Source organism: Thalassovita litoralis (assembly GCF_900182725.1).
Classification (GTDB): Bacteria; Pseudomonadota; Alphaproteobacteria; order Rhodobacterales; family Rhodobacteraceae; genus Thalassobius; species Thalassobius litoralis.
Window position 1 is genome coordinate 244,371 of sequence record NZ_FXTO01000002.1, and the last position, 26,379, is coordinate 270,749.

The following is a 26,379-nucleotide window of genomic DNA, read 5'->3' on the forward strand; positions in this document are numbered from 1 at the left end:
AATGACCCAAGCAAGGGAGAGACAACATGCTTAACAATATCGGCCTGCCCGGCCTTCTGCTGATCGCCGTCGTTGTGCTGGTGCTGTTCGGCCGTGGCAAAATCAGCTCGTTGATGGGCGAAGTGGGCAAGGGGATCACCTCGTTCAAAAAGGGCATCAACGAAGGCACCAAGGAACTGGAAGACCAGGCCGCTGCCGACGCCAAGGACGTGACGCCCGAGTCCGAGAAGGACAAGGCGTAATTCATGTTCGATCTGGGCTGGACGGAGCTTCTGCTCATCGGGATCGTCGCGTTGATCGTGGTCGGTCCCAAGGATTTGCCGGGCCTGTTCCGGTCCGTGGGCCGGTTCGTGGGCAAGGCCAAGGGCATGGCGCGGGAATTCAGCCGCGCGATGGAAGATGCCGCAGATGAAGCCGGGGTGAAGGACATCTCGACCTCGTTGAAAGCAGCGGCCAATCCCAAACAGTTCGGTCTGGACAAGGTCAAAGAAGCAACCGATAGCTTCAAAAACTGGGAACCGGGCAAAGAAACCGGGCTGGACGAGGATCGCGCCGCGATGGCGAAAAAGATCCACGATGCCAGCGCCAAGGCCGCAAGCGACCGTCAGGCCGCCGAAGCTGCCGCCGCAGACAGCCCCGAACCTGACGCCAAACCAGTCAAGAAAGCGGCCCCCAAAGAGGCCAAGGCAAAGGCCCCGGCCAAATCGGGCGCAAAGGCCCCGGCCAAGAAGGCCCCGAAAAAAAGCGCCGGGAAAGCGCCTGCCTCTGAGGATAAGGCATGACCAACAGCGACGAGATCGAAGATACCAGCGCGCCCCTGATCGAGCATCTGGCGGAACTGCGCACGCGGCTGATTCATTCCGTGGTGGCATTCATCATCGGGATGGTGATTTGTTTTTCGGTCTGGAACCCGATCTTTAATTTCCTGACCCATCCGCTGTGTACGGCTATGGCTGAACGGGGGCATACCGATTGCGGGCTGATCCTGATCAAGCTGCAAGAAGGGTTCTTTGTCGCGGTGTCGATCTCGCTGGTTGGGGGGCTGGTGCTGTCCTTCCCCTATATCGCGTTCCAGATGTGGCGCTTTGTGGCGCCGGGCCTGTATAAATCCGAAAAAGGCGCGTTTCTGCCGTTCCTGATTGCCTCGCCCTTCATGTTCTTTTTGGGGGCTTCGTTTGCCTATTTCGTTGTCACCCCGATGGCGTTCAATTTCTTTCTTGGGTTCCAACAGGTTGGCAGTGTTCTGAACGAAGGGGACGTGAATAACGCCACCGCCGGGATCGCCTTTCAGGGGTCGGCGCAGGAATATCTGAACCTGACCATCAAATTCGTTGTCGCCTTTGGCCTGTGCTTCCAGTTGCCGGTTCTGCTGACCCTGATGGGTAAGGCCGGGCTGGTCAGCGCCGAAGGGCTGGCGAATGTGCGCAAATACGCGGTCGTGGGGATCTTGATCCTTGCCGCGATTGTGACGCCGCCGGATGTTGTGACGCAGGTCATCCTGTTCGTGGTGGTTTACGGCCTGTATGAAATTTCGATCTTCCTAGTGCGCCGCGTCGAAACCAAACGCGAAGAACGCCTGCGCGAAGAAGGCTATTACGACGACGAAGAGGGTTTCGCGGACGAGGAAGAAGAATTCGACGATCCCTTGTTGAAGGAATTCGACCAAGAGGATGACGACGACAAGGACACGTCCAAGTGAAAAAACACCTGAAACGGATCGCTGCGGCGCTGGAACGTATGTCCCCCGCGCCGCTGGATGCCCCTGATTTTGCTGCGGCGGATGCGTTCGTTTGGCATGTGGAACCGGACCGTCTGGCCCCCGTGCCACAGGTCAACCGGGTGGATTTGTCATTGCTGATCGGGGTGGATCGCACCCGCGATACGCTGCTGGCCAATACGCTGCAATTCGCCCAAGGGATGCCTGCGAACAATGCCTTGCTGTGGGGTTCGCGCGGGATGGGCAAATCGTCATTGGTCAAAGCCATCCATGCCGAGGTGCTGAAACAAGGCCATGCGCTGAAAATCGTGGAACTACAGCGCGAAGACCTGCCCAGCGTTGCCCGGTTGCTGAACCTGCTGCGCGACAGCGGCGAACGCTTCCTGTTGTTCTGCGATGACCTGTCTTTTTCCCACGACGACCAGCATTACAAATCGCTGAAGGCGGTTCTGGATGGCGGGATCGAAGGGCGGCCTGACAATGTGGTGTTCTACGCCACATCGAACCGCCGCCATCTGATGCCGCGCGACATGATCGAAAACGAACGCTCCAGCGCCATCAACCCGTCCGAGGCCGTCGAGGAAAAAGTATCCCTGTCCGACCGTTTCGGCCTGTGGTTGGGCTTCCACCCATGCACGCAGGATGACTATCTGGCGATGATCCGGGGCTATTGCGATGCTTACGGGGTGCAGGTGGACGAAGACACCCTGCGGGCTGAAGCTATTGAATGGCAGGCGACGCGCGGATCGCGCTCGGGCCGGGTGGCGTGGCAATATTTCACGGACTTGGCCGGGCGTAAGGGCGTGCGCCTCTGACGCGCTGATTTCATCTTGCCTGAAATACTCATACCGCCCCCGTAAGGGGGCGCATTTGTTATGCGGCCCGCGATAGCGGGCCACATTGGGATCCAACCTTATTTCAGATAAGGGGTCGGATCGACGGCATCGAACCCTTTGCGCACCTCGAAATGCACATAGTTCGATTGACCTGCGCGGATTTTCCCCACGCTTTGCCCGCGCTTGATCGTATCGCCCTTTTTCACGGAAATCGCATCCACATTGGCGTAAACGGTCAGCAGGTTGTTGTCGTGTTTGATCAGCAGGATCGGCACCTGATCGGCATCCGTGGTGATTGCCGCGACTGTGCCAGCCGCTGCCGCGCGTACCGCTGTGCCGGGGGCTGCCGCGATGTCGATCCCATCGTTTTTGCCCTTCTTGTAATCGCGGATGATGCTGCCATTCACAGGCATGTCCATCTGTGCCTTGCTGCTTTGGGTTTTCCCCAGATCAGGCGCACCCGTGGCCGGTTTTGCCTTTGCGGCCGGGGTGGTTTTCTCGGCGGGCAAGGCCTGTTTGGCGCTGGGCGGCACCGGGGTTGGGCTGCCCTGTCCCGGTTGCGTGTTTTGCGCAGCGGCAGCGGGCTTGCGTTTCGGCGCAGCGGTATCCGGCACCGGGATCAGCAAATACTGGCCTTCGCGGATTTTGAAGTCCGGTCCCAGCCCGTTCCATTCGGCAAGCGCGCGCACGGATACATTATACATCCGCGAAATCGTATAGGCGGTTTCGCCCCGCTGCACCCTATGGCGGATCGGTTCAATCCCGACCTGTACTTTTTCTGCGGGTTTGGCCGCTTCCGTTTTTGGCAGTTCCGAGGTTTCCACCTTCGAGGCCGACGCGCGGTCAATCGCTCCGCCTGCGATGCTTTCAATATCTACCGTCGACGGGGGCTGGATCGGGCCGGTTGTCGCGGCACCAGTATCGGGGGAGGGTTCCGCAACACGGCGGGGCAGGGCCAGTACTTCGTCCTTGCGTAGCACATCGCCGGTTTGAACACCGTTGTAACGGGCCAGTTCTTCGGCATTCATGCCAATCCGGGTGGCCACATCCGCGACAGTATCGCCGCCGCGCGCCACAACGACCTGATAACCGGGATAGGATATGATCCCGCGATTGTCCGGTTTCGGGCGCTGCCCGGTGGCTTGGCGGGCGGCGTCCGCTGTTGACAGCGCATTGCCGAAATTGCCGCGCAGATCAAAATCAAAAGGTTTGTCGCAGGCGGTCAGCAACGCCAGCGCGGACCCTGCAAGGATCAGGCGGGCCGGAAAATATCGGCGGGTCTGGGTCATCTCGATTTCCTCTATACGCCCCTGTTCACCGGGGCTTTGTCACCATCGTTTGCCGATCACTCGTCCCGTGCCAGCCCTTCGACCAGCGGAACAAAGCGAACCGGGCGTAATTCGTCATAGTCAAAACCCTGTTCCAGACGCCGCACGCGGATCAAGCTTTGCACCGCATCCGACTGGCCCACAGGCAGCACCATGATACCCCCGATTTTCAATTGGGCCAAGAGAGGGCCGGGCGGGTCTTCGGCGGCGGCTGTCACAAGGATGCGATCAAACGGCGCCTGATCGGGCAGGCCAAAGCTGCCATCGGCTGTAAATGCAGTAATATTGACCAGATCCAGGGCATCGAAAATATCGCGGGCTTCACGAACCAGACGGCGGTGCCGGTCCACGGTGTACACCCGCCGCGCCAGTTGCGACAGGATCGCCGCCTGATAGCCGGACCCGGTGCCGACCTCTAACACCTTGTCGCGCGGGGTGACTTCCAAGGCCTGCGTCATCAGCCCCACAACCGAAGGCTGGCTGATCGTCTGCCCGCAGGCAATGGGCAGGGGCATATCCTCGTAGGCGCGTTCGGCAAACAGCCCGCGCACGAACAGTCCCCGGTCGATCTTCTCCATTGCGGACAACACGCGCTGATCGGTGACGCCGCGCGAACGCAGGGCGAACAGGAACTGCATTTTTCGCGTTGCGTCCTCGGAGTCGTCGATCATTCAAGATCCTTCAGTGTTGCCAGCAGTGCGTGATCGGTCAGATCGGCCCGCATGGGCGTCACCGAAATATAGCCTTCCAGATTGACCGCGGCATCGCTGCCCGGCGCGGTGGGGCGATGCTGATCACCGCCGCGAATCCACAGAAATTGCCGCCCGGAGGGCGACAGGTGTGGTTCGCAGGTGAACCGGCTGTGTTCGCGGAACCCTTGCGGCGCGATTTTCATCCCCTGCACATTGGCGGCGGAAACCGGCGGGAAATTGATGTTATAGAACAACCGATAGCCCGCGCTGTCTTCGGGCCAGACGCTCAGCAATTTGCGGATCAGATCGGGGGCATGGACGCGGGCGGCCTCGAACGGATCGTCGGCCTGAAAATTATCCGGTCCCAGATATTGCGACAGGGCAACTGACGGAATGCGCTGCAAGGCACCTTCCATCGCGCCGCCCAACGTGCCGGAATACAGCGCATTCTCGGCAGAGTTATTGCCCCGGTTTACCCCGGACAGGATCAGATCGGGGCGGGCATCTTGCAAGACATGATGCAGCCCGGCCAGAACACAATCGGCAGGGCTGCCTTCGGCGGCATAGCGTCGCTCGCCCATTTTGGATACCATCATGGGGTGGGTGTAGCTGATGCAATGCCCGACGCCGGATTGTTCAAAGGCCGGGGCAACGGTCCATACCTCGCCGTCGGGACCGGCCAGATCGGTTGCAATTTCATGCAGGGCGACCAGACCCGGTGCGTTAATCCCGTCGTCATTGGTAATCAGAATACGCATAAGCCCCACCCATTTTTGCCTCTTTTCCCTTAGTAGCGGCGGGGTTGGGTTGGGGCAAGCGCAGAACCTAAAGCGGTTCGGGATTAAATCACGCTTAATATCCGTGACATCAGCCGCTTTTACACATCGCGTAAAAACTGCTCTTGGTGCGTCTTCACACCTTGCCCAAGGTATTGCATCTGCGCTGGCTTCTTTCTGATTTCAAATACTCAATCCCGCAGGATCAAGGGCGCCGAGCTTCGCCGCTATGGGTTAGCGATATGTTTGGTCCGGGCCGGGGAAGGCGCGGGATTTGACCTCGGTCGTGTACTCGCTGACGGCTTGTTCAATGGCTGGTCCCAGATTGCCATAGACTTTGACGAATTTCGGGGTCCATTCGTTCAGGCCCAGCATGTCCTCCAGTACCAGTATCTGCCCATCGCATTCGGCGCTGGCTCCGATACCGATGGTGGGGATTGCGATTTGCTTGGTGATCCGCGCGGCCAATGGTTCCACCATGCCTTCCAGCACGATCGCAAAAGCCCCGGCGTTTGTCACGGCTTGGGCGTCAGCCTCGTGTTGGGGCCAGCTCTCTTCGTCCCGGCCTTGAGTTTTGAAGCCGCCCATCGTGTTGGTGCTTTGCGGGGTCAGGCCGATATGCGCCATCACGGGGATGCCGCGATCCACCAAAAAGCGGATCGTTTCGGCCATGCGCGCACCGCCTTCCAGCTTTACCGCGCCACAGCCGGTTTCCTGCATGATCCGCGCCGCATTGCGAAAGGCGATTTGCGGGCTTTCCTCGTATGTGCCAAAGGGCATGTCGACCACGACCATCGCCCGTTGCGTGCCGCGCATCACGGCGCGGCCGTGGGTGATCATCAGGTCCAGCGATACGCCCAATGTGCTGTCCATCCCGTGCATCACCATGCCCAGACTGTCGCCCACCAAAATGAAATCCGCGTATTTGTCCACGATAGCCGCCGTATGCGCGTGATAAGAGGTCAGCGATACAATCGGTTCCCCACCTTTGCGGGCGGTGATCTGCGGGGCGGTGATGCGGCGGATTTTGGTTTGTGCGCTCATGGTTGTATAACCTTTTGATCAATCAGAAGAATATCGCCAAACTGGACAGAAATCATAATCGCTACGGGGGTGCTTAGTGGCCCAGTGATCGGGTGCAGCCCTTCGGCGGTTACGCTGTCCAGCCCCCGCAAGGTGGCGCGGGGTTCGGCGGCTATCGTGTCAGTGATGATGGTGCGCAGGTCATCCACTGTGGCACCGGGGCGGTGGGCGTGATCCTGCGCCGCGTTCAGGGCGCGGTTCAGCACAATTGCAGCGGCGCGATCTTCCGCAGACAGCCGCACATTGCGCGAGGACATGGCCAGCCCGTCGGCTTCGCGGACGGTTGGCCCGCCGATGATACGCACGGGCATGTGCAGGTCGCGCACCATTTGCCGGATGACCTGTAGTTGCTGGTAATCTTTTTCGCCAAACACCGCGACATCGGGCTGTACGATATTGAACAACCGTGTGACCACAGAGGCGACACCGCGAAAATGGCCGGGCCGGACCTGCCCATGCAGGATATTGGCAAGGCGGGTGGTTTCGACGACGGTTTCATCCCCCGCGGGGTACATGGTGTCAACGTCGGGCAGGAACACCACATCCACCCCGGCCTGTTCCAGCAGCGCCAGATCGCCAGATTCGTTGCGGGGATAGGCGGACAGATCCGCCGCCTCGCCAAATTGGGTGGGGTTCACGAAAATCGACACCACTGTTGCACCGCATTCCGCTTGGGCGCGGGCCACCAGCGACAGGTGGCCGTCATGCAAAAAGCCCATCGTTGGCACAAAACCAATGGATTTGCCTGTTCCGCGCAGGGCCGCAACGGCGGCGCGGGTGTCGGCAATAGTGCGGCAAATTTGCATTGGCATGGGTCTCCTCAGGGAAATTACCGTAGTTTTACGGTATTTGCTGCGCGGCGGCAAGCAATTGCACCCGAAACGGCGGATTTGTGACGCAGTGTCGGTTTCAGGCAATCATGGGTCGGCTGGTAAAAGCGAGGGCCGATGCAATCGGTAAACATCACAGGCAAATCCACGCAACGGAGTCGCCTGCGTAATGAAAACCCATGTCAAAGCCCTTGTCGTCGGTGGTGGCGCCGTCGGCACCTCGATCGCTTATCATCTGGCCCGTGCGGGTTGGTCCGATGTGATGTTGTTGGAACGGGACGAGCTGACCAGCGGATCAACATGGCACGCGGCCGGGCTGTTGCCGCTGTTCAACATGTCCTATGCGACCACGCATATTCATAAATATTCCGTCGATTTCTATAAGACGCTAGAGGCCGAAACTGGCTTGAACGCGGGCTTTTCCATCGTGGGCAACCTGCGCATGGCGCAGACGCAGGCGCGGATGGATGAATATATGGTGTACGCCACCACGGCGGAAACGGCGGGTGTGCCTTATGAATGGATGACCCCGGCGCAGATCAAGGAACGCTGGCCGCTGGTGAACATCGAAGGGCTGAAAGGCGCGATTTACCACCCGACCGATGGCTATATCAATCCGGCGGATGTGACGATGGCGATGGCCAAGGGCGCACGTCAGCGCGGTGTGATCATCGAACGCAAATGGCAGGTCGATGGCTATGAATGGACCGGCAGCGAATGGCGCGTCACCGTCACCAAGATGGTGGAAAAGGGCGGCAACCTTGTTCCGTCCGATGAACAAACGGTCATCACCGCCGAACATGTGGTCACGGCCACGGGCAACCACGCGCAGCGCACGGCAAAGCTGCTGGGGATCAAAATCCCGGCAATCCCGGTGGAACACCAGTTCATCGTTACCGAACCCGATCCGGCGCTGGTGGAATATCGCAAAAACGGCGGTGCGGAACATCCGGTGCTGCGCGATGCCGATGCCAAATGGTATGTCCGCGAAGAACGCGGCGGCTGGATCCTTGGCCCCTATGAACGCAATGCGCCCGCACGGTTCCAATATGGCGTGCCCGATAGCTTCCGCGCGGACCTGTTCCCGCTGGATCTGGAGCGGATCGAAGAAGAATACATGTCGATGATCCACCGGCTTCCGTCTTCGGAAACGGTGGGCCTGAAGGACGATTTCAACGGCCCGATCTGTTACACCCCCGATGGCAACCCGCTGGTTGGTCCGGCGCCGGGGCTGCGCAACATGTGGCTGGCCGAAGGGTTCAGTTTCGGCATCACCGCCGCAGGTGGCACCGGCTATTATCTGGCGCAGATGATGGTCGAAGGCGAAGCCGAGATCGACATGGCATCGCTGGACCCGAAACGCTATGGTCCGTGGATGACCACCGATTACGCGGTGCAAAAGAACGAAGAATGCTACGAGCATGTTTTCATCCTGCACCACCCGGACGAAGAACGCGAAGCCGCCCGCCCGCTGCGCACCGCGCCTGCCTATGATCGGCAAAAGGCAATGGGCGCACAATTCGGCGTGGTGAACGGTTGGGAACGTCCCAACTATTACGGCCCGGTCGATGCGCCTGCGAATTTCGATCACAACGCCCGCAGCTTCCGCCGTGGTGGCTGGTGGCAATATGCCGTGGACGAGGCAAAGGCGATCCGCGAAGGCGTGGGCCTGATCGACGCCACCGCCTTTACCAAGCATGTCGTCAAAGGCCCCGGTGCCACGCAGTTTCTGGACTGGTTCACCTGCAACAAACTGCCCAAGGTGGGGCGGATCAACCTGACCTATGCGCTGACCAGCGCCGGGACGACGCGCACGGAATATACCATCGTGCGCCGTGGCGAAGATGACTATTATCTGGTGTCTGCCGGGGCGTGGTCTGCCTATGACGCGGATTATCTGCGCAAGGCCGCCGAAGATAAGGCCGGCGAATTCGGTTATATCGAAATTCAGGACGTGACCACCCAATACGGCGTGTTTGCCGTGGCTGGCCCAAAATCGCGCGACCTGCTGAAAGAGGTGCTGAAAGACGCGGACCCGGAAACGGCACTGTCGAACAAACGCTTCCCGTGGCTGTCCTCGCACCGGATTGAACTGGGCATGTGCCCGGTGGATGCAATCCGCGTGGCCTATACCGGCGAATTGGGCTGGGAATTGCACCACCCGATCGAAATGCAGAACTACCTGTGGGATCTGCTGATGGCCGCAGGGCAGAAATACGGGCTGAAACTGGTGGGGGCGCGGGCGCAGAACTGGCTGCGTCAGGAAAAATCCTATCGCGCCTTCGGCAATGAACTGGGCCGCGATGCCACACCCGCCGAAGCTGACCTGCCGCGCTTTATCGACCTGTCCAAGGCATTCCACGGTAAAGATGCGATGGTGGACAAGGGCATCCGCAGCCAGTGCTGCACCCTGTTGATTGATGGCCCGGCAGATGCCGACCCGTGGGGCCGCGAGGTGCTGTACCAAGAGGATGGCACCCGTGTTGGCCGCCTGACCTCGGGCGGGTATTCGGTGGCTTTCGGCAAATCCATCGGCATGGGCTATGTGCGCCCCGATCTGGCGGTCGAAGGCACCAAGCTGAAGGTCAAAATGTTCGATCAGCTATGGGATGCCGTCGTGACCTGCGACAGCCCCTATGATCCCAAAAACGAAACCATCCGCAAGGATGGCTAAGGGCATGGCGCGCTCCGGTTTTCGGGGCGGCTTCTTTGCGTTGATCCTTTGATCAGGATCAACGCACTTTTGATAATTACATGCGATAATTCTTATATGGAGCCTGTCTCAGGCATTCGAGAATGGCTGAGCGTGTTGTTTTGGCGCGGCTTTCAGGCTCCGGCTATAGGAGAGTCGGTATGAAACTTATTTCTGCTACAACGATTGGTCTGTTGATGGTTTTTGGGGCGGGTATGGCCCTTGCAGGTGAACAGGCACCGCTGACAGGTAAGCTTCAGAGTTTCGCTGCGGATGGGACCTACCAGTTGGCGCAAAGCTGCCCCTATACAGGAACGCAGCCGTGTCCGGCGGGGCCATATGGGCCGGGGGGCTGTTATCGTCCGGGATATGCCGAATGTAAGGGCGGGTTGATTTGCACTGGTGGCATGAGAGTCTGTGTTCCCTCGAATGGTGGTCCCGCCTATTGTTACGCACCCCAAAAAGGCAACTGCAAATAAAAACAAACGGCGGCCAAATGGCCGCCGTTTTTCATGTTACTGGGCAGTCAGCTCGTCATAGCATTCCAGCGCCTTGGCCGCATACATCATGGCGGGGCCGCCGCCCATCTGGATCGTCATCGCCAGAACATCGCCAACCTCTTCGCGGGTGGCCCCGGCTTTGATCAGGGTATCAACATGCAGCACGATGCAGGATTCGCAGCGTTGCGATACGGCAATCCCCAAGGCCACGAATTCCTTGGTTTTGAAGTCCAGCGTTCCGCCTTCTTTCACCGCTTTGCCCAAGGCGCCAAACGCGCGGGTGGTGTCGGGGATGGTTTTGTTCAGGGCGCGAAGCTGGTTGCGGGTGCCGTCCAGTTTGTCGGTCCAGGCCATATTCCAAAGTCCTTATAAGTTTCCTGCGTCGGGGCAAAACACGCGCTGGGGCAGGGCGCTTTGATCCTGATCAGATTGGCGCAGATTGCGTTACGTCATATGCAAAAAGTCAGGGCTTTCGGGCGACAAAACACAGATTATTGGCTGGCATTTCAATCACCTGGACCAGTTCCAGCCAGCTTTCATGAATCCAGTCAATGACATCCCAATCGTCCTTATATCCGATCCGGGGATCTTGGGCGCGCAGGCTGGCATCAAACCGGGCATCACCATCGGATGTGGTTTCCCCATCGCGCAGAAACGGACCATACAGGATCAATCGCCCCCCCGATGCCAGCGCCAGCGCAGCCTCGGCAATCAGGGTTTTGGCGTCCGGTTCAGGGATCAGATGCAGTAAATTCACGGTCAGGATCAGCGCCTGATCGGGATGCTCCGCCGACCATCCCGGCTGGGCGGCATTTAATGCCACGGCTGGGCGAATATTCTCTATCCCGGCGGCATGGGCATCAATGGACCGGCGGCGATCTTCTGCCGGGTCGCTGGGCTGCCAGATCAATCCGGGCAAATGCCGCGCCAGCGCCGCCGCATGTTCCCCGGTCCCCGAGGCAATTTCCAACGCCGCCCCCTGTTGGGGGGCGTGTTCGGCCACAACCGCTATAATCGCATCAATATTGCGTGCTGCTGACGGCGCATACATGCGCCCGTCCGGGGCCGTATCCGCAAGGGAATGGGTATCGGGTAAGATCAGTTTATCGCTCATAGCCTCAGCAATGCCACGCCATGCGGCTCAAAGAAAGCACAACCATCCTTCCCAGCATTTCTTTCTGATCTCAAATACTCTGGGGGAGGGCGCCGCAGGCGACCGGGGGCAACGCCCCCATCTGCCAACGAAAAAGCCCCGGCGCGGTTGCCGGGGCTTTCTGAATTCATCCGATGGGCCGCTTATTGCGGGATCGCGCCTTCGATGCCTTCGACATAGAAGTTCAGACCGGCCAATGCGCCATCATCGGCCACTTCGCCCGCAGCCAGCCAGGGGGTGCCGTCTTGCTTGTTTAGCGGGCCGGTGAAGGGATGATAGGCGCCCGAAACGATAGCGTCTTGCAGGGCGACGGCCTCGGCTTTTACATCCGCCGGAACCACGTCAGAAATTTCGCCGATGCCAACCATACCGGCTTTGATGCCGTCCCATGTGTTCACGCTGGCCCAGCTTCCGTCGATGACGGCTTGGGTGCGTTGAATGTAATAGGGTGCCCAGACGTCGATGATCGAGCTGATCCGCGGCATCGGGCCATATTCGGCCATATCGGCGGCCTGACCAAAGGTATAGACATTGCCCGCTGCCTGCGCGGCCGCGTGCGGTGCGGTGGAATCGGTGTGTTGCAGGATCACGTCAGCGCCCTGTTCGATCAGCACCTTGGCGGCGTCGGCCTCTTTCGCGGGATCAAACCAGGTAAAGGCCCAGACGATTTTGAATTTCACATTCGGGTTGACCTTCTTGGCGTGGATATAGGCCGAGTTGATGCCCCGGATCACTTCGGGGATCGGGTAGGACGCAATATAGCCCACCACGTTCGATTTGGTCATGCGTCCGGCCAGCGTGCCCTGAATGGCGCGGCCTTCGTAGAAACGGGCCGAATAAACAGACACGTTCGGCGCGGTCTTATAGCCGGTGGCGTGTTCAAATTTCACGTTCGGGAATTTTTTCGCCACGTTCACCGTGGGGTCCATGAAGCCGAAAGACGTGGTAAAGATCAGATCGGCACCTTGCAGGGCCATCTGGGTAATCACACGCTCGGCATCCGCGCCTTCGGGGACGTTTTCCTGCTCGACGATTTCCACCTTGTCGCCGAAATGCTTGGCCATTTCCACCGCTGCTTCGTGGTGGTGTTGGCTCCAGCCGCCATCATTGCGCGGGCCAACATAGATGAAGCCGACCTTGGTTTTATCTGCGGCCACGGCGGCGGTCGCCAGACCCAGCGCCATTGCGGCAGTTGTCAGAAGTTTCGTTAGTTTCATACGGGTTCCCCCTGTTGGTGGTTCAGGTTTCAGTTCGCCTTATTGAGAGGCATGGAAAGACCGGCCAAGCGATGCAGGTGCGCTGCTGCGATCGGCCGACATGATGACAAGCACAAGAATGGTTATCAGATAGGGCGACATTGCCAAGTACTCGACCGGAATTGCAAAGCCTGCGGCCTGCAAATTCAGTTGCAGCACATTCACCCCGCCGAACAGGCAAGCCCCCAGCAAAACGCGCCACGGTTTCCAGCTTGCGAAAACCACCAGCGCCAATGCGATCCAGCCGATCCCGGCGGTCATGCCTTCGGTCCATTGGGGGACGCGGATCAGGCTGATATAGGCCCCGCCCAGCCCGGCACAGGCCCCGCCGAACATGATGGCCAGAACGCGAATGCGCACCACCTTGTATCCCAGCGCATGGGCCGCGTCGTGGTTTTCCCCCACGGCGCGCAGGATCAGCCCCACGCGGGTGTATTTCAGCACCAGCCAGACACCCAGCGTCAGCAAAAAGGCCAGATAGACAACGATGTCATGGGAAAACAGGATATGCCCCACCGCAGGGATGTCCGACAGCAGGGGAATATCGGTTTTCGGAAAGGCAGGCGCTTTTTCACCCTGAAACCCTTGGCCCAGAAGTGCGGAAATGCCCAGCCCGAACAACGTCAGCGCCAGCCCTGACGCCACCTGATTGGCCAGTGCGAATTGCGTTAGGATAGCAAACAGAAGGGACAGCACCGCGCCGCCCATCGCCGCAGCCAACAGCCCCAGCAACGGCGAGCCGGTATTGACCGCAATCGCAAAGCCGCAGATTGCGCCGGTGATCATCATGCCTTCGACGCCCAGATTCAGAACACCGGATTTTTCCACCACCAGTTCCCCGATGGCCGCCAGCAGCAGCGGGGTTGCGGCCACGATCAATGACGCCAGCAGCAGGACCGGATTGATTGCAGACATATCCATTACGCCACCTCTGCCTTGTTGGTAAGCCTGATGCGGAAATTGGTCAGAACATCCACCGCCAGCAGGAAAAACAGCAGCATCCCCTGAAACAACTGAATGGCTGATGATGGCAGGCCCAGATTGGATTGCGCGATTTCGCCACCGATATAGGTCAGCGCCATCAGCCCGCCCGCCAACAGGATGCCCACCGGATGCAGACGGCCCAGAAAGGCGACGATAATGGCGGTAAATCCGTAGCCGCTACCAAAGTCGATGCCGATCTGGCCGGAGGGGCCGGACACCTCGAACAGCCCGGCCATACCGGCCAGCGCCCCCGAGGTTCCCAGACAAAACAGGATCAGCCGCGCGGGGCGCACCCCGGCAAACCGGGCGGCGCGGGGCGCTTCGCCGGTCAGGCGGATATGAAAGCCCAGCATATGCCGGTTCAGCAGCACATAGGCAAAAATCACCGCAATCAGCGCCGCCACCACGCCCCAGTGCATCCCCGATCCGGTGATCAGTTCCGCATTATGGGCGCTGGGATATTGTTGCAGGTTGCGCGAGCCGGGAAAGCCGAAGCCTTCGGGGTTTTTCAGCAGACCCACCGCCATCGACGCCAGCAGGTTTTCCGCGACATAGACCAGCATCAGCGACACAAGGATTTCATTGGTGCCGAATTTGACCTTTAGCAGCGCGGGGATCATCGCCCACAGCATCCCGCCCAACGCCCCGGCAATCACCATCGCAGGGAACAGCCAGAACGCCTCCATCGGATACAGCGCCAGCGCCACACCGGCCCCGCAAATGGCCCCGACGATATACTGCCCTTCGGCCCCGATATTCCAGATCCCGGCGCGAAAGCCCAGCGACAGGCCGATGGCAATCAGCACCAGCGGCGCCCCCTTCACCAGCAATTGCGGGCGATAGTAGAACGCGAATTCGGAAAACAAGGGATCCCAGAAAATCGTGCGGATTGCCTCGAACGGGTCTTTGCCCAGAAAGGCGAACAACGCCCCCCCGGCAATCATGGTCAGCAACACCGCCAGAACCGGCGTCAGATAGGTCCAAAGCTGCGAGGGCTGAGGCCGTTTTTCCAGTCTGATCATAGGACACGCCCCCCTTTCATCTTGCTGAAAATACTCGAATTCCGACGGTCAGACATGGGCCACCTCCATGCCATGTGCGCCGCCCATCATCAGGCCGATTTCATCCACGGTCAGGCCACGCGCGGGACGGATGTCTGACAGTCGCCCTTCGTTCAGGGCGCCGAAATGGTCTGAAATTTCCATCAGCTCATCCAGATCCTGACTGATGACAATCACAGCCGTGCCGCCTGCGGCCAGATCCAGCAGCGCCTGCCGGATCGAAGTGGCGGCGGCGGCATCCACGCCCCATGTCGGCTGGTTCACAACCAGAACCGTAGGCAGTTGCAGCACCTCGCGCCCGATGACGAATTTTTGCAGGTTCCCGCCCGACAGCGACCGCGCCGCATTGCCCGGTCCCGGTGTGCGGACATCGAATTTGGCGATGATTTCTTCGGCAAATTCGCGTGTCTTTGTCCATTTCAGGAACCCGTTCGATTCCAGCCCTTGCCGCACCGATCCGGTCAGCAGCGCGTTTTCGGTCAGGCTCATGTCCGGGGCGGCGGCATGACCCAGCCGTTCCTCGGGGGCGGTCAGCAGGCCCAGTTTGCGCCGTGCGGTCGGGCCAAGCGCGCCGATGGGCTGGCCTTCCATCACCACCGTATTCGGGGTGGTCAGGATTTCGCCGGACAGGGCCGCCAGCAATTCATCCTGCCCGTTGCCTGCGACGCCGCCCAGCCCCAGCACCTCGCCCGAGCGCACCTGAAGCGTGATCCCCTTGAGCGACGTGCCAAATTCCGAGGGCGATTTGACCGACAAATCGGTGAGTTCCAGCAGCACCGGCCCCAGATCGCCGCCCGCCCGTTCCGGCACATGCAGCGTGGTGCCCACCATCATTTCTGCCATGTCGCGGGCGGATACTTCGCGCGGGATACAGGTGCCAACCTTTTTGCCCAGCCGCAGGATGGTGGCGGTGTCGCACAGGGTGCGGATTTCCTCCAGCTTGTGACTGATATACAGGATCGCCACGCCTTCGGCTGTCAGCTTGCGCAGGGTTTGGAACAGGATATCCACCTCTTGCGGGGTCAGAACGCTGGTGGGTTCGTCCATGATCAGCAGGCGCGGGTCTTGCAGCAGGCAGCGGATGATTTCCACGCGCTGCCGTTCCCCGGCGGACAGGTCGCCGACCGTGCGATACGGGTCCAGCGGCAGGCCATAGGTTTCGGACACGTCCTTGATCCGGGCGGCCAGATCGCGCATTTTGGGCGGGTTTTCCATTCCCAGCGCGATGTTTTCAGCGACATTCAGCGCCTCGAACAGGGAAAAATGCTGGAACACCATCGCCACGCCCGAAGCGCGCGCCATTCGCGGTTCTGCGGGGGCATAGGGTTGGCCGCGCAACGTCATTTGCCCGCTGTCAGGTTTGACCAGACCGTAAATCATTTTGACCAGCGTGGATTTCCCCGCGCCATTTTCCCCCAGCAGGGCGTGAACCTCGCCTTCCTGAATGTCAAAAGACACGTCGCTGTTGGCAATAACCCCCGGATAGGCCTTGGTCAGGCCGCGTAATGATAGCAGTGTCCCCATCACCCTGTTTTATCCTTGTATTGCAGAGTCTTGCGCTCTGTTGTTTTTAGTAACTCACCGGCGACCCCAATCGCAATGGCTTGTGGGTGTTTGCCCAGATCGGGGCGGCCAATCGGGCAGGTGATGCGTGAAATCGTGGCAGGGCTATGGCCCAAAGCGCCCAGACGGTTGCGAAACCGCGCCCATTTGGTCGCCGACCCGATCAACCCCGCGCTGGCAAAACCGTGCCCCAGCAACGCGTGGCACAGTTCCAGATCCAGCGCATGGGAATAGGTCAGGATCAGGTGATGCGCATTCGCGGGGGCATGGCGGACCAAATGCCGGGGCTGCGCGGCAGGCAGGGCCGTGACATGCGCGGGGATGGTATCGGGAAACCGTTCCGCCGCAGTATCGACCCATGTGATTGCCAGATCGGGCAGCGGGGCCATCACATCCACCAAAGCCCGCCCAACATGGCCCGCGCCCCATATCCACAGCGGTGTTTCCGCGCGGTGCAGCGGTTCCAGAAACCAGCCCTGCACCAGTTGCGCAGACGGGCGTTGGCCTTGATTGCGGGCCTGTGCCAGCATTCGTTTGACAGCCAGCGGCATCGCGCTGCCATCGGTGGGCCGGGCGGTCAAATCCTGACCTTCCAGCCCTCCCAGCCGCGCTGCATCATAGATTTCGCGCAACAGGGTGATCCGCCCGCCGCAGCATTGGCCCAGTTCCGGCCCAAGCGCATGGCTGGACAGGCGGTCTGTCGTGGCGTTGCGGGCGTCTTGTGCCGCAAGATATTCCAATGCGCCGCCGCCAATCGTGCCAGATTGCCCGCTATCCCAAACCAGCATGGCTGCACCCACTTCGCGGGGGGACGATCCTTCGATTTTTGCAATGACCACGCGGGCCACGCGGCCATGTTCGGCCACCGCCGCGCATAGCGCCTTCAGATCAAACCCCATCGCGTAGCTTCCCGATGGTGGTCAGCACGCGTTCTGCCGTGGCCGGGGCATCCAGCGCGGGATAGTCCGCGCCACAAGCCGCGACAGCGTTGGACAGCGCCAGCCAAGCGGATATGCCCAGCATAAAGGGCGGTTCACCCACGGCTTTGGATCGGTAAATCGTGTCTTCGACATTGCGGCCATCCCACAGGGCGACGTTGAACACCTGTGGCTGGTCTGAAAACGCCGGGATTTTATAGGTCGATGGCGCATGGGTGCGCAGGCGGCCCTTGTCGTCCCACACCAGTTCTTCGGTGGTCAGCCAGCCCGCGCCCTGCACATAGCCGCCTTCGACCTGCCCGATATCCAGCGCCGGGTTCAAAGACGCCCCGGCATCATGCAGAATATCGGCCCGCAGAATGCGGTTTTCGCCGGTCAGCGTATCTACGATCACTTCGGTCAGCGCGGCACCATAAGCGAAATAGAAGAACGGTCGCCCTTCGCCCTTGATCCGGTCCCACGCCAGTTTCGGGGTTTTGTAAAACCCGGTGGCTGACAGGCTGATCCGGTTTTCATAGCAAAGCTGCGCAGCCTTGGCGAAAGGCAGAGCTTCGTCGCCGATGCGCACGGTATCATCAGCGAATTGCACGGTCGCGCGATCCGTCTGGAAGTAGCCAGCCAGAAATTCCGCCATCCTTTCGCGGATCGTATCGCAGGCGGTCTTTACCGCCATCCCGTTCAAATCCGACCCCGAGGATGCCGCCGTGGCCGAGGTGTTGGGCACTTTGGCGGTATCTGTGGCGGTGATGCGGATGGTTTCCATGCCCACGCCAAACCGGCTGGCCGCGACTTGGGCGACCTTTTGGAACAACCCTTGTCCCATTTCAGTGCCGCCGTGGTTCAGGTGGATTGATCCGTCCTGATAGACATGCACCAGCGCCCCGGCCTGATTCAGATGCGTCAGGGTAAAGGAAATACCGAATTTCACCGGGCTGAAGCCCAGCCCTTTCTTTAGCACCGGGTTCGCCGCATTCCACGCGTCCACCGCCGCCCGCCGCGCGGCATAATCCGCGCTGTCCAGCAATTGCGCCGTCAACCCATGCAAAACGAAATCTTCGACCGGCTGCCCATAGGGGGTGCAGTTGTCTTTCATCTTGCCCGAAATGCTTGGGGCGGGGGTCGCGCCCCCTTCGACCGCGTCGTAATAGTTCCGTTGCCGCAGTGCGACAGGGTCCATGCCCAGATCATGCGCAACGTGATCCATCACCCGTTCAATTCCCACCATGCCCTGTGGTCCGCCAAATCCGCGATAGGCGGTGGCGCTTTGGGTGTTGGTGCGCAAACGGTGGCTTTCGATCCGCACATGCGGCAGGTAATAGGCGTTATCGGCATGTAGCATTGCCCGATCCGCCACCGGCAGGGTCAGATCCTGCGCCCAGCCCCCGCGCGTCATCTGGTTGAACTCGATGCCGTGGATCATCCCATCGTCATCGAACCCCACGCGATAGGTGATGCGGAAATCATGCCGCTTGCCGGTGATGATCATGTCATCGTCCCGGTCATAGCGCATTTTACAGGGCTTTCCGGTCAGCCGCGCGGCGATGGCGCAGGCGCAGGCCAGCGCGTTGCCCTGGCTTTCCTTGCCGCCGAAACCGCCCCCCATACGGCGGGTTTCCACCCGGACCATATGCATCGGCACGCCCAGGGCTTCGGCCACTTTATGCTGAATTTCCGTTGGGTGCTGGGTGGAGCTATGCACCAGCATATCGCCATCTTCACCGGGCAGGGCGGCAGCGGCCTGTCCTTCCAGATAGAAATGTTCCTGTCCGCCCAGTTCCAGCACGCCTTCGATCACGCGGGCGGCGGCGGCGATTGCGGTCTTTGGGTCGCCACGGATGTATATGCGTGGCCCTTCCTCGAACCGGCTGTTTGCGGCCAGCGCCTGATCAATGGTCAGGATCGGGGTAGTTTCCTCGTAGGATATGGCGGCCTTACGGGCGGCCTTGCGGGCGGCAAGATGGGACCGTGCGATTACCAGAAACACAGGTTGTCCGACATAATGCACGGTCCCGCCGGACAAAAGCGGTTCATCATGAGCCGAGGGCGAAACGTCATTCGCAAACGGCAAATCTTCGGCGGTCAGTACCGCCACCACACCGGGCGCTTGGCGCACATCGGTCAGGTCCATCGTGGCAATCCGCCCCGCCGGGATGGTGGACAGTCCAAAGGCCAGATGCAGCGTGCCTGCCGGGGTGGGGATGTCATCAACATACCGCGCCTGACCTGTCACATGCAGGCGGGCGGCGTCATGCGGAAGGGGTTTGGTGACGCTCATGCCCGGACCTCCTGCACTGAAACATCTGCGCCCAGATCATCAAGGAAATAACGGCTCAGCATGTTGCGCGCTGTTTCCTGCCGGTATTGGGTCGAGGCCCGCATATCGCTCATCGGGGTGAAATCCTGCGCCCATGCGTCCCATGTGGCGGCGATTGTGTCCTCGGTCCACGGCTGGCCGATCAGCGCGGTTTCAACATGGGTGGCACGTTTGGGGATGCCTGCCATGCCACCAAAGGCGATCCGGGCGTCTGTCACGGTGCCGTCTGTCACGGTGATATTGAAACAGCCACAAACGGCGGAAATATCCTGATCGAAGCGTTTTGACAGCTTATAGCATTTCAGCCGGTCGGGTTGTTTGGGGATACTGACGGAGTCCACAAATTCGCCGGGGGCGCGATCTTGTTTTCCGTACTCAAGGAAAAAGTCCTGTAGCGGGATCTGGCGGCGGGTGTCGCCGTGGCGCAGATGCAGCGTGGCCCCCAGCGCGATCAGCGCAGGCGGCCCGTCCCCGATGGGCGAGCCATTGGCGATATTGCCCCCGATCGTCGCCGCCGCCCGCACCTGAGCAGAGCCATACCGGCGCAGCATTTTCCCCAGCGACGGATGCAGGCGGTCCATGACAGGGATCAGCCGCGCGATGGTGATGCCCGCGCCGATGGTAAGTGTATCATCGGTTTCAGCGATCTGTTGCAGGTCAGCGCAGCGATTCAGAAAGGCGACTTGCGGCAAGTCGCGCAACTGTTTCGTGACCCAAAGCCCGACATCCGTGGCCCCCGCGATCAGCGTGGCCTGTGGGTGGGCAGCATACCATGCGGCCAGTTCATCGGCGGTTTCGGGCTGAACCGTGTCGCCGGTGGGGGGCTGGCTGCCCCCCACACCCCCCGCGAGTATTTCCGGCAAGATGAAATCAGACAGATGCGCCGGGGCAGGCAGGGATTCGGCAGCTTTGGCTGCGCGCAGGATCGGGGCATAGCCGGTGCAGCGGCACAGATTGCCCGCCAGCGCGGTGGCGTGATCCGTATCACCGTTCAGGTGGGCGGTTGCCATCGAGGCGACAAAGCCGGGGGTGCAGAACCCGCATTGGCTGCCGTGGTGGTCGATCATCGCCTGTTGGACCGGATGCAGATCACCCGTGGGGCTGGCCAGCCCTTCGACGGTGCGGATGGATTTTCCGTTCAGTTGCGGCAGGAACAGGATGCAGGCGTTCAGGGCGCGATTACCGTCCTGATCCTGCACCATCACCGTGCAGGCACCGCAGTCGCCTTCGTTGCATCCTTCTTTGGTTCCAGTGAGGCCGCAATCATTGCGCAGCCAGTCAAGCAGCGTGACGGTAGGGGACACATCGCGCAGCTCCACGCTCTCTCCGTTCAGAAGAAAGGTGATATCCATGTAAATAGACCCGCCGCCTTACCATTGTTTTTGCCTTTGTGGCCCGTCTTCGATGCGGCGTAGAAAACGGGTAGGCCCCTGTTGGTTTGTGTCAGGAAAGCGTGGATTCGTTCATTTGGCAAGAAAAACCGGACGTGTGATGTGGATTGCCTGTGCAAGCGCCGGAAAATTGGGCGCGATATAATCACCGCTTTCCGGTGCCGGATCAGTGGCATAGGATGGCAGGCATGAGCAAAGATCCCCGATTCATTCACCTGCGCGTTCACACGGAATATTCCCTGCTGGAAGGGGCCGTGCGGCTGAAAAAGCTGCCCGGCATGTGCGAAGCGATGGACATGCCCGCCGTTGCAGTGACGGATACCAACGCCATGTTTTCGGCGCTGGAATTTTCGGTCACGGCCTCGGGGGCGGGGATACAGCCAATTTTGGGCTGTCAGGTGGATGTTGGCTGGCACCATCCGGAACCGGGCGAAAAACAAAAAGACCCCGCGCCGGTGGTTTTGCTGGCGCAAAGCGAAACCGGATATGAAAACCTGATGCGGTTGTCGTCGTGTCTGTATGTGGACAAGGGCGGGCAGCTTCCACAGGTCACGTTTGAGGACTTGCAAGAGTTTTCCGAAGGGTTGATCTGCCTGACTGGCGGGGCACTTGGCCCGGTGGGGATGGAATTGCAGGCGGGGCATCGCGCCGAAGCCGAAGCCATGATGCGCCGGTTTGCCAATATATACCCGAACCGCTGCTATGTGGAATTGCAGCGCCATCCGGGCGATAACGGTCTGCCCGAGGCTGAAAAGCGGACTGAGCGCGGCTTTGTCGAAATGGCCTATGACATGGGGTTGCCGTTGGTGGCCACCAATGACGTATACTTCCCCAAGGAAGATATGTACGAGGCCCATGACGCGCTGATCTGTATCGCCGAGGGCGCTTATGTGGATCAGGTGGAACCGCGCCGCCGCCTGACCCCGCAGCATTATTTCAAATCGCAACAGGAAATGGTGACGCTTTTCGCGGACCTGCCGGAAGCGATTGAAAACACCGTGGAAATCGCCAAACGGTGTGCCTTTAAGGCGTATAAACGCGCCCCAATCCTGCCGAAATTCGCGGATGACGAGGTGGTGGAACTGCGTCGACAGGCCAATGAGGGGCTACAGCGGCGTCTGGCCGTGATCCCGATGACGGGGACGGCAGAAGATTACCAGAAGCGGCTGGATTTCGAGCTGGACATCATCGAGGGCATGGGCTTCCCCGGCTATTTCCTGATCGTGGCCGATTTTATCAAGTGGTCCAAGGATAACGGTATCCCGGTGGGGCCGGGGCGGGGGTCTGGTGCGGGCAGTCTGGTGGCCTATGCCCTGACGATCACCGACCTTGATCCGTTGCGCTACAGCTTGCTGTTTGAACGCTTTTTGAACCCTGAACGTGTGTCGATGCCTGACTTTGACATCGACTTTTGCATGGACCGACGCGAAGAAACCATTCGCTATGTTCAGCAGAAATACGGGCGCGATAAGGTGGGGCAGATCATCACCTTTGGCGCGTTGCTAAGTAAGGCCGCCGTGCGCGACATCGGGCGAGTGTTGCAAATGCCCTATGGGCAGGTGGACCGCCTGTCCAAGCTGATCCCGGTGGAAGGGGTGAAACCCGTATCCATTGCCGAGGCGCTGAAACAAGAAGAACGCCTGCGCGAAGAGGCCCGCAACGAAGAGGTGGTGAACCGGCTTCTGACCTATGGCCAGCAGGTCGAAGGCTTGTTGCGCAATGCCTCAACCCACGCGGCGGGTGTTGTGATCGGGGACAGGCCGCTGGATCGGCTGGTGCCGCTGTATCAGGACCCGCGTTCGGATATGCCCGCGACGCAGTTCAACATGAAATGGGTGGAACAGGCCGGGCTGGTCAAATTCGACTTTTTGGGCCTGAAAACCCTGACCGTGATCCAGAACGCCGTGGACCTGATCAAGAAAAACGGGCGACACCTGCATATCGGCCCGGATGGTACGCAACTGTATGACCCGCCCGAAGGGGCCGTGGATGACATCGGCCATATCCCGCTGGATGATGAGCCAACATATAAGCTGTATGCCAGTGCGAAAACGGTCGCTGTGTTCCAGGTGGAATCCAGCGGCATGATGGATGCGCTACGGCGTATGAAACCCACCTGTATCGAAGACATCGTGGCATTGGTTGCGCTGTACCGCCCCGGCCCGATGGAAAACATCCCCACCTATTGCGAGGTGAAAAACGGCCTGAAAGACCGCGAATCCGTTCACCCGCTGATTGACCATATCCTTGAGGAAACGCAGGGCATCATCGTTTATCAGGAACAGGTGATGCAGATCGCGCAGGTTATGGCGGGATACAGCCTTGGCGGTGCGGACCTGCTGCGCCGCGCGATGGGTAAGAAGATCGCCGAGGAAATGGCCAAAGAACGCCCCAAGTTCGAAGAAGGGGCGATGCAAAACGGGGTGGACAAGAAAAAAGCCAGCGAGGTGTTCGACCTTCTGGAAAAATTCGCCAACTACGGGTTCAATAAATCTCACGCGGCGGCCTATGCGGTGGTGTCCTATCAAACCGGCTGGCTGAAGGCGAACCACCCAGCGGAATTCATGGCCGGTGTGATGAATTGCGATATCCACCTGACCGACAAACTGTCGATCTATGCCGAAGAAGTGCGCCGTGGGCTGGAGATCGAAATCGTACCGCCCTGTGTGAACCGATCCCTGCCAACCTTTGATGTTGCGGATGGCAAACTGATCTACGCGCTGGGCGCGCTGAAAAACGTCGGTCTGGAGGCCATGAAACTGGTGGTCGACGGGCGCGAGGGCAGAGCCTTTACAACGTTGTTTGATTTCGCCCGCCGGGTCGATTTAAAACGCGTGGGCAAACGCCCGTTGGAAATGCTGGTGCGGGCGGGGGCTTTTGACCAACTGGACCGCAATCGCCGCCGCGTGTTCGAGGCGTTGGACCCGCTGGTTGCCTATTCTGCGGCAATTCACGAACAAAAAGCCAGCGATCAGGTGTCGTTGTTCGGGGACGCAGGCGAAGACTTACCCGAACCGCGCCTGATGCCGGTCGAAGATTGGTTGCCCGCCGACCGATTGGCCGAGGAACATAAGGCGATCGGATTTTACCTGACGGGGCATCCGCTGGATGACTACTTACCGGCGCTGAAACGCAAGAAATTGCTGACATTGGAAGGATTGCGCCAAAAAGCCGAAGCCAACGGCGCGGCAATGGAACGGGTTGGCGTGTTGGTTTCCGGTTTGCAAGAACGCAAGTCAGGTCGCGGCACCCGATTTTTCCGCATGAATATCAGCGACCCGACTGGGCAAGTCAGCGGGATGGTGATGTTCCCGGAAGATTTTGAAGCCACCCGCCGCGTGTTCGACCAGACCAATCAGGTGGTGATGACGTTGGAAGGCCGGTTCAACGAAGGCCAGTTCGACCCAATGGGGCGTTCGGTCGCCCCGATGGATACCGTGATTGCGGATGCTGGAAGTTCGGGTTTGAAAATCCTGATCGAGGATGTCGAGGCTATACAAAGCGTCGCCAATATTCTGAACCGGGCGCAAGAAACGGTAAAAGGCGTGGACAAGGGACCGATTGCATTCTGTCTGATTAATCCGAATTTGCCCGGCGAGGTTGAAATCGACGCAGGAATTGAATGTCCGATCAATCCGCAAATCAAAGGGGCGATCAAAAGTCTGGGCGGCGTCCTGAATGTCGAGGAAATTTAAACGCGCCCTGTGACCCAAGCAATCAGGTTAAACGGCGGCGCTGACCGGGGGGATTTTCGGTTAGGTGTAATGGGACAGGGGGCTTTGCCCCCTCGGGCTACGCCCTCACCCCCAGAATATTTAAAATCAGAAAGAAGCGGATTGGTTTCTTTCTGATCAGCAATACTCCGGGGTTTGGGGCAGCGCCCCAAGGCCAGCGACGAAGCCAGAGAACCCGCTGAGTGACAGGCCGTCAGAGCAGGCTAAAGCGCGCCCCTCAATCTGGGTAGAAGGCTTTAAGCAGGCGGGTGGCTTCTTCGCGGGGTTGGGCCAAGGCAGCACGGTCTTCACCGGGGAAAAAACGGGCGCGGGTGGCCGTGGCCATCGGGGCCGGTGTCAGCACATGAACGCGGGGGCCGGTTTTCGCCGTTTCAGCGGCCCAGCTTTGTGCCAGTGCGATTTGCGCGGCTTTGGTGGCCCCGTAGGCGCCAAAGAATTTTGTTCCGGCGCGGGCGTCGTCGAAAAAGACCGCCGTGCCGGTATCGCCAAGCAAGGGCGCAACAAAGGGGATCAGTTTGCCCGTGGCCGTTACATTGCAGGCAACGGATTTGTCCCAGTCTTTCTGATCAATGAAATTCGCCGGTGACAGCGGCGCTGCGTGAATGGCGGTATGCGCCCAGATATCCACCGCGCCCCAGCGATCATAGATCGAGCGGCACAACTGTGCCATCGCATCCATGTTGGTGATGTCCATCGGGGCCAGCGTGGCTTGTCCGCCAAGCGCCTTGATACGGTCGTCCAATTCCTCCAATGCGCCGGTGGTGCGGCCAACGGCGACAATGTGATGGGTTTGGCAAAGCGCTTCGGCCAAGGCTGCACCAAGGCCGCGGGTTGCTCCGGTGATGAGGGCGATTTTCTGTGTCATATGCGCGGTGTGAGGTGAAAACTGCGACAGGTCAAGGGCAAAGCTAAGCTGTGTACAACGCGCCGCAGGGCGGTTTGGGGCCAGCGTTAGCCCTGCATCAGGTGAGGGCGGATATCATCGCCGCAGGCCGCGTAGAGATCCAGCAGGGCATCGAAGTCGAGGCCGTTTGTCAGTGCTGTAGCCAACGCGCCAGTGGCAGTGTCGATTTGTGGACGTGCATCACGCGAAGGGAAACTGATTTGCACGGCTGTGCCGGTTTCGGCCAATGCGGGCAGATCATTCGCCAAGAGCGCCGGTGCCGGGGCGGGCAGGGGGGCATCTGGGTTATCCCATGTTTCCAGATAGGCATAAAACACGTCCGGGCTGACCTGTACCCACGGCGTGATATGCACGGATTCATCCGCGCCCTGTATCGGCAGGCTCAGGATTGCCCGCAGCAGCCGTATATCGCCAACGCGGCACAGATCGGGCGAAAGCTGATCAGCGCCTTGTTTCACGAAAGGATGTTCGCCACGTTCGGCATGAGGCCAGTCCACAGGATGATCGAACCCCAGATCGTAGACCCCGGAAAATTGTCGGCCACAGCAGGGGCAAGCGCGGGTTTCATCGTTGAACCGGCGCCAACGGGCATCGAGGTTGAGAAGAGACAGGGACATAGAAAGGCGG

At 59.8% G+C, this 26,379-nt stretch carries 23 protein-coding genes; 7 read left to right on the plus strand and 16 right to left on the minus strand.

The genetic code is table 11. The features are described from left to right. Positions 1-26 precede the first annotated feature (26 nt). Genes FN828_RS03385 through FN828_RS03400 form a run of 4 tightly spaced genes read left to right on the plus strand, consistent with a single transcriptional unit; the run spans position 27 to position 2,532 of the window. The gene (locus FN828_RS03385; RefSeq protein ID WP_142491979.1) at positions 27-242 is read left to right on the plus strand and encodes a twin-arginine translocase TatA/TatE family subunit; all 216 of its coding nucleotides are present in this window, start codon (positions 27-29) and stop codon (positions 240-242) included. A gap of 3 nt (positions 243-245) precedes the next feature. After that, positions 246-782, plus strand: coding sequence for a Sec-independent protein translocase protein TatB (gene tatB / locus FN828_RS03390; RefSeq protein WP_142491980.1), 537 nt, complete (start codon positions 246-248; stop codon positions 780-782). Further along, the gene (gene tatC / locus FN828_RS03395; RefSeq protein WP_142491981.1) at positions 779-1,699 is read left to right on the plus strand and encodes a twin-arginine translocase subunit TatC; all 921 of its coding nucleotides are present in this window, start codon (positions 779-781) and stop codon (positions 1,697-1,699) included. Before tatB ends, tatC begins: the two co-directional genes overlap by 4 nt. Before the next feature lie 38 nt (positions 1,700-1,737). Further along, positions 1,738-2,532, plus strand: a complete 795-nt coding sequence (locus FN828_RS03400; RefSeq protein WP_142492051.1) for an ATP-binding protein — start codon at positions 1,738-1,740, stop codon at positions 2,530-2,532. 98 nt (positions 2,533-2,630) lie between these two features. Here FN828_RS03400 and FN828_RS03405 read toward each other — a convergent pair whose 3' ends face one another. The 5 genes from FN828_RS03405 to panC all read right to left on the minus strand — a co-directional run bounded on the left by FN828_RS03405 (position 2,631) and on the right by panC (position 7,238). Beyond that, positions 2,631-3,842 carry a M23 family metallopeptidase gene (locus tag FN828_RS03405; RefSeq protein WP_142491982.1) on the minus strand — a complete coding sequence of 404 codons (1,212 nt, stop codon included), beginning with the start codon at positions 3,840-3,842 and terminating at the stop codon, positions 2,631-2,633. Between the two features lie 56 nt (positions 3,843-3,898). After that, a complete protein-coding gene (locus FN828_RS03410; protein WP_142491983.1) occupies positions 3,899-4,552 on the minus strand; it encodes a protein-L-isoaspartate(D-aspartate) O-methyltransferase in 654 nt (217 codons plus the stop codon). Beyond that, complete coding sequence (gene surE, locus FN828_RS03415; RefSeq protein ID WP_142491984.1) at positions 4,549-5,331, minus strand: 5'/3'-nucleotidase SurE; 783 nt, start codon at positions 5,329-5,331, stop codon at positions 4,549-4,551. Before surE ends, FN828_RS03410 begins: the two co-directional genes overlap by 4 nt. Before the next feature lie 252 nt (positions 5,332-5,583). Beyond that, positions 5,584-6,393, minus strand: coding sequence for a 3-methyl-2-oxobutanoate hydroxymethyltransferase (gene panB / locus FN828_RS03420; RefSeq protein WP_142491985.1), 810 nt, complete (start codon positions 6,391-6,393; stop codon positions 5,584-5,586). Continuing rightward, complete coding sequence (gene panC / locus FN828_RS03425) at positions 6,390-7,238, minus strand: pantoate--beta-alanine ligase (protein WP_142491986.1); 849 nt, start codon at positions 7,236-7,238, stop codon at positions 6,390-6,392. Before panC ends, panB begins: the two co-directional genes overlap by 4 nt. A 193-nt stretch (positions 7,239-7,431) precedes the next feature. Between panC and FN828_RS03430 the strand changes: the two genes are divergently transcribed. Beyond that, complete coding sequence (locus FN828_RS03430; RefSeq protein WP_142491987.1) at positions 7,432-9,936, plus strand: GcvT family protein; 2,505 nt, start codon at positions 7,432-7,434, stop codon at positions 9,934-9,936. A 179-nt stretch (positions 9,937-10,115) separates the two neighbouring features. After that, a complete protein-coding gene (locus FN828_RS03435; protein WP_142491988.1) occupies positions 10,116-10,433 on the plus strand; it encodes a hypothetical protein in 318 nt (105 codons plus the stop codon). A 36-nt stretch (positions 10,434-10,469) separates the two neighbouring features. Here the strand turns inward: FN828_RS03435 and FN828_RS03440 are convergent, their stop codons facing one another. The 9 genes from FN828_RS03440 to xdhA form a co-directional block, all read right to left on the minus strand. Further along, positions 10,470-10,808, minus strand: a complete 339-nt coding sequence (locus tag FN828_RS03440) for a carboxymuconolactone decarboxylase family protein (RefSeq protein WP_142491989.1) — start codon at positions 10,806-10,808, stop codon at positions 10,470-10,472. A gap of 109 nt (positions 10,809-10,917) precedes the next feature. Beyond that, entirely contained in the window at positions 10,918-11,568 is a 651-nt protein-coding gene (locus FN828_RS03445; RefSeq protein WP_142491990.1) for a DUF938 domain-containing protein, read from the minus strand. 182 nt (positions 11,569-11,750) lie between these two features. Beyond that, the gene (locus FN828_RS03450) at positions 11,751-12,824 is read right to left on the minus strand and encodes a BMP family ABC transporter substrate-binding protein (RefSeq protein ID WP_142491991.1); all 1,074 of its coding nucleotides are present in this window, start codon (positions 12,822-12,824) and stop codon (positions 11,751-11,753) included. A 39-nt stretch (positions 12,825-12,863) separates the two neighbouring features. Beyond that, on the minus strand, positions 12,864-13,784 hold the full coding sequence (locus FN828_RS03455) for an ABC transporter permease (RefSeq protein WP_142491992.1): 921 nt from the start codon (positions 13,782-13,784) through the stop codon (positions 12,864-12,866). Further along, entirely contained in the window at positions 13,784-14,869 is a 1,086-nt protein-coding gene (locus tag FN828_RS03460; protein WP_142491993.1) for an ABC transporter permease, read from the minus strand. The genes FN828_RS03455 and FN828_RS03460 overlap by 1 nt, the downstream gene beginning before the upstream one ends. Positions 14,870-14,917: 48 nt before the next feature. Then, entirely contained in the window at positions 14,918-16,432 is a 1,515-nt protein-coding gene (locus FN828_RS03465) for an ABC transporter ATP-binding protein (RefSeq protein ID WP_185958918.1), read from the minus strand. After that, positions 16,432-17,370 carry a xanthine dehydrogenase accessory protein XdhC gene (gene xdhC, locus FN828_RS03470; protein WP_142491995.1) on the minus strand — a complete coding sequence of 313 codons (939 nt, stop codon included), beginning with the start codon at positions 17,368-17,370 and terminating at the stop codon, positions 16,432-16,434. The genes FN828_RS03465 and xdhC overlap by 1 nt, the downstream gene beginning before the upstream one ends. Then, positions 17,360-19,684 (minus strand): xanthine dehydrogenase molybdopterin binding subunit, encoded by a 2,325-nt coding sequence (xdhB, locus tag FN828_RS03475; protein ID WP_142491996.1) that lies wholly within the window; start codon positions 19,682-19,684, stop codon positions 17,360-17,362. Before xdhB ends, xdhC begins: the two co-directional genes overlap by 11 nt. After that, entirely contained in the window at positions 19,681-21,075 is a 1,395-nt protein-coding gene (gene xdhA, locus FN828_RS03480; protein ID WP_142491997.1) for a xanthine dehydrogenase small subunit, read from the minus strand. Before xdhA ends, xdhB begins: the two co-directional genes overlap by 4 nt. 227 nt (positions 21,076-21,302) lie before the next feature. Between xdhA and dnaE the strand changes: the two genes are divergently transcribed. After that, positions 21,303-24,809, plus strand: a complete 3,507-nt coding sequence (dnaE, locus tag FN828_RS03485) for a DNA polymerase III subunit alpha (RefSeq protein WP_142491998.1) — start codon at positions 21,303-21,305, stop codon at positions 24,807-24,809. A 256-nt stretch (positions 24,810-25,065) separates the two neighbouring features. Here the strand turns inward: dnaE and FN828_RS03490 are convergent, their stop codons facing one another. Both FN828_RS03490 and FN828_RS03495 read right to left on the minus strand, forming a co-directional pair. Further along, positions 25,066-25,713 carry an SDR family NAD(P)-dependent oxidoreductase gene (locus FN828_RS03490; RefSeq protein ID WP_142491999.1) on the minus strand — a complete coding sequence of 216 codons (648 nt, stop codon included), beginning with the start codon at positions 25,711-25,713 and terminating at the stop codon, positions 25,066-25,068. 86 nt (positions 25,714-25,799) lie between these two features. Then, a complete protein-coding gene (locus FN828_RS03495; RefSeq protein WP_142492000.1) occupies positions 25,800-26,369 on the minus strand; it encodes a DUF2199 domain-containing protein in 570 nt (189 codons plus the stop codon). Between the last annotated feature and the right edge of the window lie 10 nt (positions 26,370-26,379).